A 13,271-nucleotide genomic window follows, 5' to 3' on the forward strand; every position below is an offset into this window, starting at 1 on the left:
TACACGTAAAGCCGAAACGCGGCTTACTATTGGCAGCATAGACGCAAATAGTCGTCTCAGCAGTGGCGCTTGCTATTTAGCGGCTCGATACACTTTAAAGCGCCGATTATCTGCCAAGGTCTCAAAACCACCGAAGGTGCTTTCCAGCACATCAGGGTATGGAAGAAAGGCATTCGCCACCAACACAAGCTGCCCCTTGGCCGATAAATGATTGGGCGCTTCTGAAATAAGGCGTGCGCTAGGGCTATAGGTAATCTCGCGCTCCTGGTGAAATGGAGGGTTACTCACTATCAGATCAAACTGCTCTCCCCCAAGCGCTGAATAGACGTCACTCTCAAGCACCCGAGCACTAAGCTGGTTAGCTGCTAGCGTTCGGCGGCACGCTTCCACTGCAAACGCACTGACATCCACAGCGGTGACCTGATGGCCTCGCGCTGCAAGCCAAGCACTAATAATGCCGTCGCCACAGCCCACATCCAGCACGTTGAGCGGCTTTTTGGGCAAGCTAGTCTCTATGCTTTCGAGCATTAAACGCGTGCCTTCATCAACCTTGCCGTGACCAAAGACGCCAGGATGACTCACCAGTTTTAAATCCAGCGCTTCAAAGGTTTGCCACGCATTATCCGGCTGCTCCATCGCTACCGTACGAGTGGCAAATAATGAACAACGACGAGCGTTATCAAGCTTATCGCAGCGCATGCCCAACTCACTCAATATCTTAGGCACGCGCTTAATGCCTCCCTGGTGCTCACCAACAACATCAAGCGGAGTATTTTCAGGCAACACGTGACATAGCCATGTTAGCCACCAGATTCCCAACTGATGAGCTTTCGGCCAAAACAGCACCACCTGCCCAGCCTGCTGAATAAAGGGTGCATCAAACGGGCTAGCGGCTGCTTTACCACTGGCCACCCACTGCTCACGCAGCGCTACGTCACCACTGATCATTGCCGTGGAATGGGCTTGCAACCAGGCATCAGCAGGCGGCGCAACAGGCCATAAGTTAGCCGATTGGCCATAGAAACGTTCAAGAAGTTGGCAAGCCGGCAGTTGCGCGCTCATACATAAGCCTCGGGTTTGGTGAAGGTATAAAGTAAATAGCGTCCTAGCCGCCAGTGAGGATCTTGGCGGCAATACTGCTTTTCGAGCGCCAGCAACGTTGCCTGATCACTCTCCTCTGCAGAAGGATGGCGTAAATAATCCTGAAAAATTCGTATCCCGGCAACGGAATCCATGAGCAGGCCGTTATTCGCTGCCCACTGGCACACTTCGTCGTGGGTGACCGGTGAGATAGGCGTTAACCGCTGTCGCTTACCTTTACCCTCAAGCTGGTCGCTAAGCGCTTTTTTTAAGTTACCTTTGATGACGTTGGAAAAGCGCAACGCATCGCGGTTAAACACCATCAAACTTAACTGCCCACCAGGGGCAAGCAGACTAGCAAGCGTTTGCACGGCCTGCTCAGGCTCTCCTAACCACTCAAGCACAGCGTGACAGGTGATGAGCGGCCAAGGCCCTGGCGCTTGCTGCGGCAGCAACTGAAGTGGCGCGGCAAGATAGCAAAGCTGTTCTGGTGGCCAAACACCTGCAGCACGTCGCTCGTCATGCCATGCGTTTGCATGGGCCAACATATCCTGAGAAGGCTCTGCCATGGTGACCGCGTGCCCACGCTCAGCAAACCACCCCGAGAGTTGTCCTAAACCACCACCAACATCAAGTACTGGCTGTGCTGTCAGGCGCAGCATTTGCGGCAGCAAATAATCCAGCATCGCCAGTCGCAGCTCGCCACGGGGCGCTTGGTAAAGCGAACGGGAGAACTTATCGACCAGGCCATCGAAATAACGATCTCCCGCCTGAGTTAGCTCATAGCCTTTTGCAATATGGCTGTTTGAAATATGACTTGTTGATGTATTAAGGGGATGCATGCATGGCGCCAAGCGTTGACTCAAAGTCGCGTAGTTTAACCTGCCTGAGAGCAGAAGGCTTGCTCCGATAGTGGAGACGACGAGGGTTAAGTGTCGATGCCAAGCCATACCACGAGTATTGTCTTTCAGATCGAAAACAGCTAACTTGGGAACGTTCCCATTTATTTAAGAAACATGCCACTTATGCCGTCATCTCGGGCCACCCTCATCGAAGTTGCCAAATTAGCGGGTACATCCAAAACCAGCGTCTCACGTTATTTCGGTTCAGAGCGCGAACGGCTAACCCCCAAGCTCCAGTCACAGATTGAACAGGCAGCTAACACATTGGGCTATCAGCCCAATCTCATGGCGCGTGGTTTAAAAGGCGGAGGCTCACGGCTGCTGGGTATGCTAGTGGCTGATATACGTAACCCTTTTTCTGTTGCCGCTGTACATGGCGTAGAGCAGGCCGCACGAGCCCTCGGCTATTCGCTGATCGTGTGCAATACCGATAACGACCCAGAGCAAGAACAAACGCAACTAGCATCGCTGGCCGCCTATCAAGTGGAAGGCCTGATCATCAATGCGGCGGGGCAACCTGAATCTCAGTTGCAAGCATTAATGCACAGCGGTATTCCGTTGGTGCTTCTTGACCGCGAAATTCGCCAGCTCGATGCCGAGGTTATTGGGCTCGATAACACCCAAGCGATTGATATGGCACTGGATCACTTAGTCCAACAAGGCTATCGCTCAGTGCTTTATGTAAGTGAAGCGCCTGAACATGCCAGCGCTCGACAAGAACGGCTGAGACGATTTAAGCAGCAAGTAAAAACCCTAGGCCTGGACAACCAGACGCTAGTGCTAAGCAGCCTAGATGAACATTCAGCCATACCAACATTAACCGAGTTTACCCAGCGGCCTGCCAGCGCTCCCAAGGCAGTATTGTGCGCCAATGGCAACGTAACGCTCGCGATGGTGCGCAGCTTTCAGCACCTTGCCCTCACGATGGGATCAATCGGCTTACTAGGCATTGATGAGTTGGAGTGGTGTGAACTCGTGTCGCCAGGCATCACCACCCTTGCCCAGCCAACCGATGCGATTGGTCAAGCCGCCGTCGCCTGCCTGCTTAATCAGCTTCCCCAGCACGCAGGCAAGCTCGCCGTGCAAGCCCGACACTCACCAACGCTAATTGCCCGGGGTAGCACCATCCCCTAAGGACAGCCCTTACCTGCAGCGTTGCGAGACTCCGTACAACTGACACCTCGAAATGGTATCGTTCCCAATCAGCAGCAAAACGAGTGAGACGCCCTATGACACAGTCTGATTCTGCACCCAAAATACTGACCTTCGGCGAAGCCATGGCCATGTTTGTCGCCGATGCCCCCGGCCCTCTTGTAGACATTGAGCACTTTCATCGCCGTTTGGCGGGTGCCGATAATAATGTCGCGATAGGCCTCTCTAGGCTGGGCTTTCAGGTCTGCTGGCTAAGTCGAGTGGGCAATGACAGTTTCGGCCAATTAATTCGCAAAGCACTGGAAGCTGAGCACATCGATAGCCAGCATATTCACACTGACTCACAGCGCCCCACAGGGCTGCTCTTTAAAGAGCGTGCACAGGACGGCGCTGACCCACGAGTTGAATATTTCAGACAAGGCAGTGCCGCAAGCCATCTCTCTATCGAGGATGCTAAGAATGTCGACTTTCAGGCGCTTACCCACCTACACGCAACAGGCATTACCCCAGCCTTATCTGAAAGTGCTTGCCAGCTTACCCGTCATTTAATGAAACAGGCGCGTGCTCATGGGGCAAGCATTTCCTTTGACCCCAATCTGCGTCCGTCACTTTGGCCCAACGAGAACGTCATGCGCACTACCTTAAATGAACTTGCCAGCCGTGCCGATTGGGTATTGCCAGGGCTGGCCGAAGGGCGCTTGCTCACTGGCTGCGAATCGCCTGAAGCAATTGCCGACTTCTATCTGGCGCGCGGTGTTAAGGCTGTCATTATTAAACTGGGGCCAGAAGGTAGCTACTATCGCGGCAACATCAACGGCTCACTTGAAAGTTATTTGGTTCCTGGTCAACCAGTCGCTGAAGTAGTCGATACCGTTGGCGCAGGCGATGGCTTCGCAGTGGGCGCGATTAGCGCCTTATTAGATGGTCTTACGCCTCAGCAGGCATTGAACCGCGGCAACTTGGTGGGCGCCCAGGCCGTTCAAGTAGTGGGCGATATGGAAGGATTACCTAGCCGCCAACAGCTGCAGGCGCTAGAACAACGCTAAGCCACTAGCATTCGCAAACACCAGCCAAGCGACAGGAGGCAGCATGAAAAAGAGCGTCATCGTACTAGGGCGGCTCAGCTCATCTCAATGGGCGGAACTTGAACAGCACGCCCAGTTAGTTGGGCTATCCAAACCATTAGACCTCACTCAACAAGACGTGCTTTCCAACCTAGCGCAAGCGCATGGCATTATCGGCTCCGGCTTGGCAATCACCCCTCAGTTGCTGGACGCAGCGCCCAACTTGAAAGTCATCGCGACCGTCTCTGTTGGCTATGACAACATCCCCGTTGAGGAACTGACCCAGCGCGGCATTATGCTGTGTAACACGCCTGATGTGCTTACCGAAACCACCGCCGATACAGGCTTTGCCCTGATCATGGCCACGGCGCGCCGGGTAGTTGAATTAGCCGAGTGGGTCAAAGCGGACAAATGGCAGGCCAGCATTGGCCCCGCACTATTTGGTAGCGATGTGCATGGCAAAACTCTCGGCATGGTGGGATTTGGGCGTATTGGTCAGGCTGTCGCCAGGCGCGGAGCTTTGGGTTTTGATATGCGGGTGCTTTACTCCAATGCATCGCACAAGCCTGCCCTTGAAAAGGAGCTGGGTGCGCAGCGCCGCGAACTCAACGAGCTGTTGGCCCAGGCCGATTTCGTCTGTGTTACCGTGCCTCTCACCGCCGACACCGAACATTTGCTTGGTGCGAATGAGTTCGCGCTGATGAAGCCCTCCGCCATCTTCATCAATATCGCTCGGGGCAAAGTCGTCGACGAAAACGCGTTAATAGACGCCTTGAAAAACGGCGTTATTCAAGCAGCCGGGCTGGATGTATTTGAGCAGGAGCCGCTCCCCTCCTCGTCACCGCTACCGAAGATGCCCAATGTGGTCGCACTGCCGCATATCGGCTCTGCCACCCATGAAACCCGCGACGCCATGGCCCAGCGGGCGGTGGATAATATTTGCTTGGCACTTCAGGGTGAACGCCCTATCAGCCTGGTCAACGAGGAAGCATATCGATGAGTGCTGTTAACACCACGTCTACACCTCTCTGCTTACTGTTCGACTGCGATGGCACCCTGGTGGATAGCGAAGTACTACTTGCCGAGGTGATGGGTGAAATCCTTCCCGAATTTCACCTACCCTTCTCAGCACAGCAATATATGGATGAATTTCGCGGGGTACGTTTCCTGACAATCGTGCAAACGCTGGAACGTCGTTTTCAGACATTGGAAAACAGCAAGCTTTCTCAGCTTGAGGCAGACATGCGGACACGTATGGAAACCCGCATGCGTGCTGAGCTGGTGGCGATACCGGGTATGCCCGCCGCATTGGAGCAGTTAAGCAGCCACCCCAAAGCGGTGGTGTCTAATGGCCCCGAACCCAAAATTCGCTGTGCGCTGGAAAGCACCGAGCTAAGCCACCATTTTGGCGACAGGCTGTTTAGCGCCTATACCTTAAACGTCTGGAAACCCAACCCTGAACTGTATCGCCAAGCCGCCGCCGCAATGGGCCACTCACCCCAACAGTGCGTGGTGATTGATGATGCGGCGGTGGGAGTGGAAGCAGGGTTGGCAGCAGGCATGCACGTCATTCACCTAAACCACTTCCCTAACGAGGAAGTTACCCCCGAGGGTGCCATTGGTATTCAACACGCCCATGAACTGCCCGCCGCTATTGCGCGCTTAGCCGCGTAAGCGACGTCGCGGCGAGCGATCATAGAGCCTCTTTTAAAAGTAGGTGGCCAAACGCTCTTTAACGTTTAACTGGTCATCCACTAACAGCAGTTGGCGCCATTTATCAAAGGTTAAGCAGGGATGAGAGGCGCCAAACGCGACGATATCACCGACTTCGACATCCAGAGCTTCTTCGGGTAGGCGCACAAAAGTGTGCTGATCCATAATTTTCGTCACTTCCCAACCAGTCACAGGCAATGGCTGCGAGGGGCTACCTGCTTCCCGGAAACGACGCAGGGCAATCGGTAACTGGTCATGACCAATATCACGCTTACCGAGCGCCACAATGGCAAGCCCAGGTTCGGGAAGCGACTGCACCTGGGCAAACACTTCCAGAGCAGGCTCAAGCCCCTGCTGTAAATCCGGTCGGCGGTCTAATACCGCTGACTGCGCTTCACGATAAAGCCCATGATCGTGGACGACATAACACCCAGGCCGTAGCACGGGGGTAAATAGACCCTGCAGCGGTGCACCCTCAAAGACTTCTGCAATCACGTCATACCAAGCAGAACCTGAGGCCGTTACGATCGGGTTTTCTTCCGCAAAGCGGCCAGCCGCTTCAAGCTCTACCGCTACATCCACCAGATATTGAGCATAAACACGAATACCCGCTTCGGGGTTATCCCCGTGAACCACACCTTCATAGCCTTCTAGCCCCACCAGTGAAAGCGCTGGCTCATCAGCAATTGCCTCCGCCAGCGAAAGAATCTGCTGCTTATTGCGGCAGCCGCAACGCCCCCCAGTGACCCCTACCTCAATAAGTAGCGCCAAATTCAAATCACGCTCAGCAAAGAAACGCCCGAGCTGACGCACGTTTTCCTGACTATCGACCACACAGTAAAACGTCGCGCCCTGCTCAATCAGGCTGGCGATGATGGCCATATTGGCCTGACCAACCAGTTGGTTCGCCATCAATATCCGAGTGACACCATTGGTGAAGGCCGCGCGACACTGGGGTGCAGTGGCAAGCGTGATACCCCACGCCCCCGCCTGGAGCTGTCGATGGAAAAGCGCGGGCGTCATGGTGGTTTTGCCATGGGGCGCCAAGTGAGCGCCATGAGCCTCAGCGAATCGTTGCATCCACGCTACGTTATGAGCCAGTGGGCCTTCATGCACCACGGCAGTAGGCAGGCTGACACCTGATAGCAGGTTTGATCCCAATTCCTCACCGCCTTTATCCATTACCAATGGCATTGTCTGCATTCGCCCATTTCCTCTTTTGTAAAAAAACATCAATGTTAGATATTTTCACAACTATTGACTTCAGGTTAGAAACTAACATACTTTCTAAATCAGGCAACCATTAGGAGTCCACGGTGAGCCAAGAAATCGACATCTTGTCACGTATTACCACTGACTTTGCAGCCCTACGCGAAGCTGAAAAGAAAGTCGCCGAGCTGATATTTGCTGACATTGAGTTTGTCACCGAAGCAAGCATCGGTGACATCGCCCAGCGCGCGGGGGTAAGTGATGCCAGCGTCACCCGATTTGCCCGCGCTATCGGCTGCACGAATGTGCGCGACTTAAAAACGCGCTTAACACGCGCTTTAGCGGCAGGTCGTCGTTTTATACAAGAAGCGACCCCCGAAGACAGTTCAAGCGTGGTGTATGACATTGCCACGCAGACCTTGGCGCTTAACCGTGACCTGCTCGCCCAGGCCGATGTGGCAGGCGCGGTTGAACTGCTAGATCAAGCGCGCCAGATATTGGTATTTGGCGCAGGAGGCGGTTCCAGCATTCTCTGTCAAGAGTTTCAGTTCCGTTTAGTGAGACTGGGCTATGCGATCTGCGCTTACCCTCAAGCACTCTTGCCCCGCATGGTAGCGTCAACCCTAGAGCCGAATGACGTCATCGTTGTGCTATCAGTCACTGGCTATACCCCGGAGATGGTGGAGTCTGCACAAATTGCCAAGCAGTACGGCGCAAAAGTGATTGCCATCACCGCTATGAATTCTCCTTTAGCCGAAACATCCGACATCGTGCTACCAATTACCTCGCGTGAGACCGACTTCATCTATCACCCTTCAGCTTCCCGCTACGCCATGCTGGCGGTCATCGACGTGTTAGCGCTTGAACTTGCCATGCGCCACCGTGAGCGTTCACGAACTAAATTACGCCGTCTCAAACTTAGCCTCGATGACCATCGCGGTGGCGACAACCGCCAGCCACTAGGAGATTAAGATGGTTTACGACCTGCTGATTCGTAACGCCAACGTATTGGATGGCTCCGGCGCAGCCCATTTTCGTGCCGATGTGGCTATTCAAGGCGAACGTATCTGCGCCATCGGTGACATGCCCTACGCCACCGCCAACACCATTATTGACGCACAAGAGTGCTATCTGGCCCCTGGCTTTATTGACGTCCACACTCACGACGACACCAATGTTATTCGTACTCCAGAAATGCTGCCAAAGCTGACACAAGGAATAACGACGGTGGTGGTGGGCAACTGTGGAATCAGCGCGAGTCCCGTGACGCTCGCTAGCGAAGTTCCCGACCCCATGAATTTATTGGGCAAGCTAGAAGACTTTCGCTATCCAAGCTTCAGCGCCTATGCCAACGCCGTGGACGCTGCCGCACCAAGTATTAACGTCGCCGCCTTGGTGGGGCATACCAGTCTACGCAGCCAGGTAATGGATAGCTTTTCCCGGCCTGCGAATCGAGAAGAAATTGCCAACATGGAAGCGTTGCTAAGCCAAGCGTTGGATGAAGGTGCATTGGGGCTTAGTTCGGGGCTTGCCTACCGCAACGCGATACACGCGCCGACCACCGAAATGGCCCCCCTCGTGGCCGCCGTTGGGAAATCAGGCGGCGTCTATACAACCCATCTTCGTGATGAGTTTGCAGGTCTGCTAGATGCCATGGACGAAGCATTTGCCACTGCTCGCAGTGGCCAGGTGCCTCTGGTGATCTCGCATCTTAAATGCGCAGGCGCGGGTAATTGGGGAGGCGCTGGTAAGGCGTTGGGTAAATTAGAGGCAGCCGCCCAACATCAGCATGCTCACTGCGACTGCTACCCCTACACCGCTGGCTCTTCCACTCTCGACCTCGGCCAAGTGACAGATGAGATTGAGATCACCATTACTTGGTCGACACCGCACCCAGAGCAGGCGCGCCGCCCGTTAAAAGAGGTCGCCGCCGAATGGGAAGTGCCACTGCTAGACGCTGCCAAGCAATTACAGCCGGCGGGGGCGGTTTACCACAACATGAGTGAAGCGGATATGCAGCAAGTGTTAGCGCACCCGCTCTCCATGGTCGGTTCCGATGGTTTACCGAACGACCCGCACCCTCACCCGCGCCTCTGGGGTGCATTTCCGCGTGTACTGGCTCACTACAGCCGCGATTTAAAGCTAATGCCGCTGGCCGAAGCGGTGCGCAAAATGACCAGCCTTTCGGCAGCTAATTTTGGCTTAACAGATCGCGGCGTGATCCGCATAGGCGCCTACGCAGACCTCACCCTTTTTGATCTGAAAACTCTTGAAGATACAGCCAATTACGAGACCCCTATTGCGGCCGCTAGAGGCATCGAAATGGTCATAGTGAACGGCAAAATCGCCTATCACCAGGGCACAATTTCAGACCAACGCGCTGGCAGGATGCTGCGCAGAACAGAGCGCATTTTGCAATCCATTCCCACCTTTCAACCCAACCAGGAGCAAACCTCATGAGCATTACGCGATACGGCACCGAAGGCGGCGTAGGCACCGGCGGTCAGAAGCTGCCCTTTGCCCGCGCTGTAGAGGCAGGTGGCTGGCTATACGTCTCCGGCCAAACCCCCATGACTGATGGCGAAGTCGTTGAAGGCGGCATTGTTGAGCAGACTCGCCTCGCCTTCAACAACTGTCTGGCCATTATGCATGAAGCTGGTTACGGCGTTGAAGATGTCGTACATGTCACCACCGTGCTCACCGATGCGCGCTATTTCAGCTCTTTCAACAAAGTGTTTAAGGAGGTCTTTGGCGACAACCCACCGGCACGCATCTGCAGCGTTCAAGACTTGGTGGTGGATTGCAAAGTTGAGGTTGACGTGAAGTGCTTCCGCGCTGATCGCGCCTAAGCACCTAAAAATAACTACCACAAAAAAAGCGCCGTACCCCGGCAAGGGCACAGCGCCAGATTACCGCGTGATTCAGATAAAAGCCCTGCGGTAATCGCTTCCATTGCCTACCTCCGGCCGCGGCAACGGCCGGATCAACAACGATAAGAGGTTAACATGAACAGCCAACTATTCCTTACCACCTTTGTGCTCTACATCGTCGCCATGATTGTGTTTGGCTGGTGGGTTTCAAGACACAAACGGGGCAGCGGCGACGACTTCTTACTCGGCGGGCGAAGCGTACCGCTCTTTCTTACCGTCGGCACCACGGTTGCTACCATGGTAGGTACTGGTTCAAGTATGGGTGCCGTTGGGTTCGGTTACGCCAACGGCTGGGCAGGTGCTCTATATGGCATTGGCGGCGCGATTGGAGTTTTACTACTCGCCGTGTGTTTTGCCCCCGTTCGTAAGCTGCGTTTTATGACCATGAGCGAGGAACTCGCCTATTACGTCGGCGCCAACCGGCTGGTGCGCAATGTGGTCGCGTTACTTATCTATATTGCCTGTATAGGCTGGCTGGGCGCCCATATTCTTGGCGGTGGCCTTTATCTCTCTTGGATGGCGGGTATTGATCTAACTACTGCGCGTATTCTGGTTGCTCTGGGCTTCGGCATTTACTGCGTGGTCGGCGGTTATTTCGCGGTGATATGGACTGACACTATTCAAGCGGTCGTACTGTTCGCGGGCTTTATCTTGATGGCAGTGCTGGCGCTAGTAGAGGTTGGCGGCTTCTCAGGGCTTACGGCGGGTATGGATGCGGGTGCCACGAGCTTTCTAGGCATTGGTCAGATTGGCGGACTACCGGCGCTATCTCTTGCCGCCGTTATTGCTATCGGCGTACTGGCAACACCCTCTTTTCGTCAGCGCATTTATTCAGGTAAATCAGTGGGTTCGGTACGCCGTTCGTTCTTAATTACAGGCGCGCTCTACCTGGGCTTTTCGATCATTCCTGCGATTATTGGTATGGCCACCCACGCGCTTAATCCTGGGCTAGAAAACAGCAACTACGCCTTCCCTTTTCTAGCCACTGAAATTATGCCGCTTGGACTGGGCTTACTGCTGTTGGTAGCAGGCCTCTCCGCCACCATGTCGAGTGCAAGCTCCGATGCGATTGCCGGCGTTTCCACGCTGATTCGTGACCTGTATGTGCTGGCAACGGGCCGTACGCCCTCCGCACGAAATGTAGTACGTTTTTCACGTATTGCACTCGTAGCAACCATTGGTCTGGCACTGCTGTTCGCACTAGCCTCGGATAATGTCATCACCTACATCACCCGCATGATCTCGACAATTCTTTCAGGGCTGTTTGTGAGTGCCATGCTCGGACGCTTCTGGCCCCGCTACAACTGGCAGGGCGCGATTGCCACGCTAATTTGCGCGTCGGTGACCTCTTTAACGATTATCGCCAATAGCGACTGGACAGCCTTCTGGGGTAACCCAAGCATTCCGGCGGTGCTTGTAGCACTGGTAGCAGGCGTGATGGTAAGTCTAGTGACAACCGCTTCCCGCGTTACCCCAGAGCAGGCGCTAGCGATTCTTGACCAAGAGCGCCAGCGAATGGAGCAAGTGCCCGAGCCAACACTCACCAGTGATGAAGTGCCCGCTACATCTCGCTAATTGTTAGCCAGTAGTGCGCCAAAAAGCCCCGCTGATGAATTACCTCAGCGGGGCTTTTATATGCTGAAGAGTAAGAATGGGTTATCGAGCGGTTAACTGCCGCACCGCAAGCTCTACACCACGTAACTCAGCAATGTTGGCCTACACGACACTGCCAATCACCATGTCGCTCCATATCTGCCGCCAGCTGTAGCAGTTGCTTATCCTCACCCAGGCGCCCTACCACTTGCACCCCAACGGGCAACCCATTGGCCGCCACATGGAAAGGTACCGACATAGCAGGCTGGCCGGTAAGATTCGCCAATTGCGTAAACGGGGTACGGCTAAGCGCATCCACCGCCAGGTGCTTTAACACCCCCGCTTTCAGTGCCAGCGCTGATGCACCAGGAACCGCTAACAGAGACATTAATCGCTCGCGAGCCGCAGAGGGATAAAGCTCGCCTATTTTGGGAGCAGTATCCGCGGCTACCGGCAATACCAGAGCATCATAACGCTGGTGGAACTGGCTCATCTGCTCGGCAGCCTCGTGCCAATAGCGCTTTGCTAGCTCGTAATCTTTTGCCGAAAGCTTAGCGCCCAGCCTACCAACGGCGCGGGTAGACGGCTCAATGGCTAACCGATGCACCGGCACACCGGTTTGCTGGCTTACCCACTGAAGGTCAGCGGCTAAATGGCCAAGGTAGAGCGTCAGGTAACTGTCGGCCAAGGCATCACCATCAACCGGTGGGTCACACCACTCCACCTCGTGACCCATGTCGGCCAGTGCCTTAGCGGCTTTCTCAACGGCTATTTTCACATCTGCACTTAATTGGGTATCCAGTCCGTAACTTAAAAAATTACCCAGCGACACGGCGATGCGTAGCGGCTTAGTGGAGGCTGATAAGGCATCCACATAGCCCGTTTCCCGCGGCACTGGGTAAGGGCCAGAAGGTGCCATGCCGTTAATCTGTTCTAGCAACGCTGCACTATCGCGCACGCTACGGGTGATGGCGTGCTCGACCACCGCGCCCTGCCAGACTTCACCGTGGGCAGGCGCTAACGGCACCCGCCCGCGAGAAGGTTTAAAACCGAACAAACCACAATAACTGGCAGGAATGCGGATAGAACCACCGCCATCGCCTGCCAGTGCAATAGGCACCATTCCGCTAGCGACCGCCGCTGCTGCACCTCCGCTTGAGCCGCCTGGGGAATAGCCCTTTCGAGATGGGTTTTGCGGGTGGGGAAATGCCTTAGGTTCTGTAATCCCCATTAGTCCTAATTCCGGCGTGGCCGTTTGCCCCACCACCACTAACCCTGCCATCCGCACACGCTGAATAAGCAGCGAATCTTGCTTAGGACACCACGCTGATAATGATGAACTTCCGAATGCCAGCGGCTCACCCGCTAATGCCATCAATAGATCTTTACTTAACGTTGGGACACCAGCAAATATCGAGTTTGCCGACACTTGGTCACGCTCGTGTTTCGCTTTGTCGAAGCGCGTTCTAACCACCGCATGAAGAGATGGGTTAAGCGTTTCAATCGCAGTCACCGCCGCGTCGAATACCTCAGTCTGGCTGACGTCTCGGCGGCGAATGAGTTCAGCAAGACCGGTGGCGTCGTACTTCTGGTAGTCCTTAAGTTGCATCGCATTAACTCCGTTTAAT

The 13,271-nt window shown here is 54.7% G+C and carries 12 protein-coding genes; 8 read left to right on the forward strand and 4 right to left on the reverse strand.

The window, feature by feature from the left end:
• Positions 1 to 72 precede the first annotated feature (72 nt).
• Both ACN06F_RS11495 and ACN06F_RS11500 read right to left on the reverse strand, forming a co-directional pair.
• The gene (locus tag ACN06F_RS11495; RefSeq protein ID WP_433923928.1) at positions 73 to 1,062 is read right to left on the reverse strand and encodes a methyltransferase; all 990 of its coding nucleotides are present in this window, start codon (positions 1,060 to 1,062) and stop codon (positions 73 to 75) included.
• Positions 1,059 to 1,922 carry a methyltransferase domain-containing protein gene (locus ACN06F_RS11500; protein WP_433923929.1) on the reverse strand — a complete coding sequence of 288 codons (864 nt, stop codon included), beginning with the start codon at positions 1,920 to 1,922 and terminating at the stop codon, positions 1,059 to 1,061. The genes ACN06F_RS11495 and ACN06F_RS11500 overlap by 4 nt, the downstream gene beginning before the upstream one ends.
• Before the next feature lie 183 nt (positions 1,923 to 2,105).
• Between ACN06F_RS11500 and ACN06F_RS11505 the strand changes: the two genes are divergently transcribed.
• The 4 genes from ACN06F_RS11505 to ACN06F_RS11520 all read left to right on the forward strand — a co-directional run bounded on the left by ACN06F_RS11505 (position 2,106) and on the right by ACN06F_RS11520 (position 5,872).
• The gene (locus ACN06F_RS11505; RefSeq protein WP_433923930.1) at positions 2,106 to 3,116 is read left to right on the forward strand and encodes a LacI family DNA-binding transcriptional regulator; all 1,011 of its coding nucleotides are present in this window, start codon (positions 2,106 to 2,108) and stop codon (positions 3,114 to 3,116) included.
• 95 nt (positions 3,117 to 3,211) lie between these two features.
• Positions 3,212 to 4,180 (forward strand): sugar kinase, encoded by a 969-nt coding sequence (locus ACN06F_RS11510; protein ID WP_433923931.1) that lies wholly within the window; start codon positions 3,212 to 3,214, stop codon positions 4,178 to 4,180.
• 43 nt (positions 4,181 to 4,223) lie between these two features.
• Positions 4,224 to 5,198, forward strand: a complete 975-nt coding sequence (locus ACN06F_RS11515; RefSeq protein WP_433923932.1) for a 2-hydroxyacid dehydrogenase — start codon at positions 4,224 to 4,226, stop codon at positions 5,196 to 5,198.
• Positions 5,195 to 5,872, forward strand: coding sequence for an HAD family hydrolase (locus tag ACN06F_RS11520; protein ID WP_193085704.1), 678 nt, complete (start codon positions 5,195 to 5,197; stop codon positions 5,870 to 5,872). The genes ACN06F_RS11515 and ACN06F_RS11520 overlap by 4 nt, the downstream gene beginning before the upstream one ends.
• Before the next feature lie 33 nt (positions 5,873 to 5,905).
• On the opposite strand, the gene ACN06F_RS11525 is transcribed toward ACN06F_RS11520, so the two are convergent.
• Positions 5,906 to 7,114, reverse strand: a complete 1,209-nt coding sequence (locus tag ACN06F_RS11525; RefSeq protein WP_193085703.1) for an amino acid deaminase — start codon at positions 7,112 to 7,114, stop codon at positions 5,906 to 5,908.
• 113 nt (positions 7,115 to 7,227) lie between these two features.
• Here ACN06F_RS11525 and ACN06F_RS11530 point away from each other — a divergent pair, with 113 nt between their 5' ends.
• The 4 genes from ACN06F_RS11530 (at position 7,228) to ACN06F_RS11545 (ending at position 11,625) form a co-directional block, all read left to right on the forward strand.
• Positions 7,228 to 8,091 (forward strand): MurR/RpiR family transcriptional regulator, encoded by an 864-nt coding sequence (locus ACN06F_RS11530; protein ID WP_193085702.1) that lies wholly within the window; start codon positions 7,228 to 7,230, stop codon positions 8,089 to 8,091.
• Position 8,092: 1 nt separating this feature from the next.
• Complete coding sequence (locus ACN06F_RS11535) at positions 8,093 to 9,580, forward strand: N-acyl-D-amino-acid deacylase family protein (protein ID WP_433923933.1); 1,488 nt, start codon at positions 8,093 to 8,095, stop codon at positions 9,578 to 9,580.
• Complete coding sequence (locus ACN06F_RS11540) at positions 9,577 to 9,969, forward strand: RidA family protein (protein ID WP_038485767.1); 393 nt, start codon at positions 9,577 to 9,579, stop codon at positions 9,967 to 9,969. The genes ACN06F_RS11535 and ACN06F_RS11540 overlap by 4 nt, the downstream gene beginning before the upstream one ends.
• A gap of 156 nt (positions 9,970 to 10,125) precedes the next feature.
• Positions 10,126 to 11,625 (forward strand): sodium:solute symporter family protein, encoded by a 1,500-nt coding sequence (locus ACN06F_RS11545; RefSeq protein WP_038485770.1) that lies wholly within the window; start codon positions 10,126 to 10,128, stop codon positions 11,623 to 11,625.
• Between the two features lie 127 nt (positions 11,626 to 11,752).
• On the opposite strand, the gene ACN06F_RS11550 is transcribed toward ACN06F_RS11545, so the two are convergent.
• Complete coding sequence (locus tag ACN06F_RS11550) at positions 11,753 to 13,252, reverse strand: amidase (protein WP_433923934.1); 1,500 nt, start codon at positions 13,250 to 13,252, stop codon at positions 11,753 to 11,755.
• Between the last annotated feature and the right edge of the window lie 19 nt (positions 13,253 to 13,271).

It is taken from the genome of Vreelandella sp. 21 (assembly GCF_050995515.1).
Taxonomy (GTDB): domain Bacteria; phylum Pseudomonadota; class Gammaproteobacteria; order Pseudomonadales; family Halomonadaceae; genus Vreelandella; species Vreelandella alkaliphila.

Excerpts from the sequence above, each read along its gene's own strand:
- ACN06F_RS11495 (WP_433923928.1), bottom strand. The coding sequence starts at position 1,062 with ATGAGCGCGCAACTGCCGGCTTGCCAACTTCTTGAACGTTTCTATGGC.
- ACN06F_RS11500 (WP_433923929.1), bottom strand. The coding sequence starts at position 1,922 with ATGCATCCCCTTAATACATCAACAAGTCATATTTCAAACAGCCATATT.
- ACN06F_RS11505 (WP_433923930.1), top strand. The coding sequence starts at position 2,106 with ATGCCGTCATCTCGGGCCACCCTCATCGAAGTTGCCAAATTAGCGGGT.
- ACN06F_RS11510 (WP_433923931.1), top strand. The coding sequence starts at position 3,212 with ATGACACAGTCTGATTCTGCACCCAAAATACTGACCTTCGGCGAAGCC.
- ACN06F_RS11515 (WP_433923932.1), top strand. The coding sequence starts at position 4,224 with ATGAAAAAGAGCGTCATCGTACTAGGGCGGCTCAGCTCATCTCAATGG.
- ACN06F_RS11520 (WP_193085704.1), top strand. The coding sequence starts at position 5,195 with ATGAGTGCTGTTAACACCACGTCTACACCTCTCTGCTTACTGTTCGAC.
- ACN06F_RS11525 (WP_193085703.1), bottom strand. The coding sequence starts at position 7,114 with ATGCAGACAATGCCATTGGTAATGGATAAAGGCGGTGAGGAATTGGGA.
- ACN06F_RS11535 (WP_433923933.1), top strand. The coding sequence starts at position 8,093 with ATGGTTTACGACCTGCTGATTCGTAACGCCAACGTATTGGATGGCTCC.
- ACN06F_RS11540 (WP_038485767.1), top strand. The coding sequence starts at position 9,577 with ATGAGCATTACGCGATACGGCACCGAAGGCGGCGTAGGCACCGGCGGT.
- ACN06F_RS11545 (WP_038485770.1), top strand. The coding sequence starts at position 10,126 with ATGAACAGCCAACTATTCCTTACCACCTTTGTGCTCTACATCGTCGCC.
- ACN06F_RS11550 (WP_433923934.1), bottom strand. The coding sequence starts at position 13,252 with ATGCAACTTAAGGACTACCAGAAGTACGACGCCACCGGTCTTGCTGAA.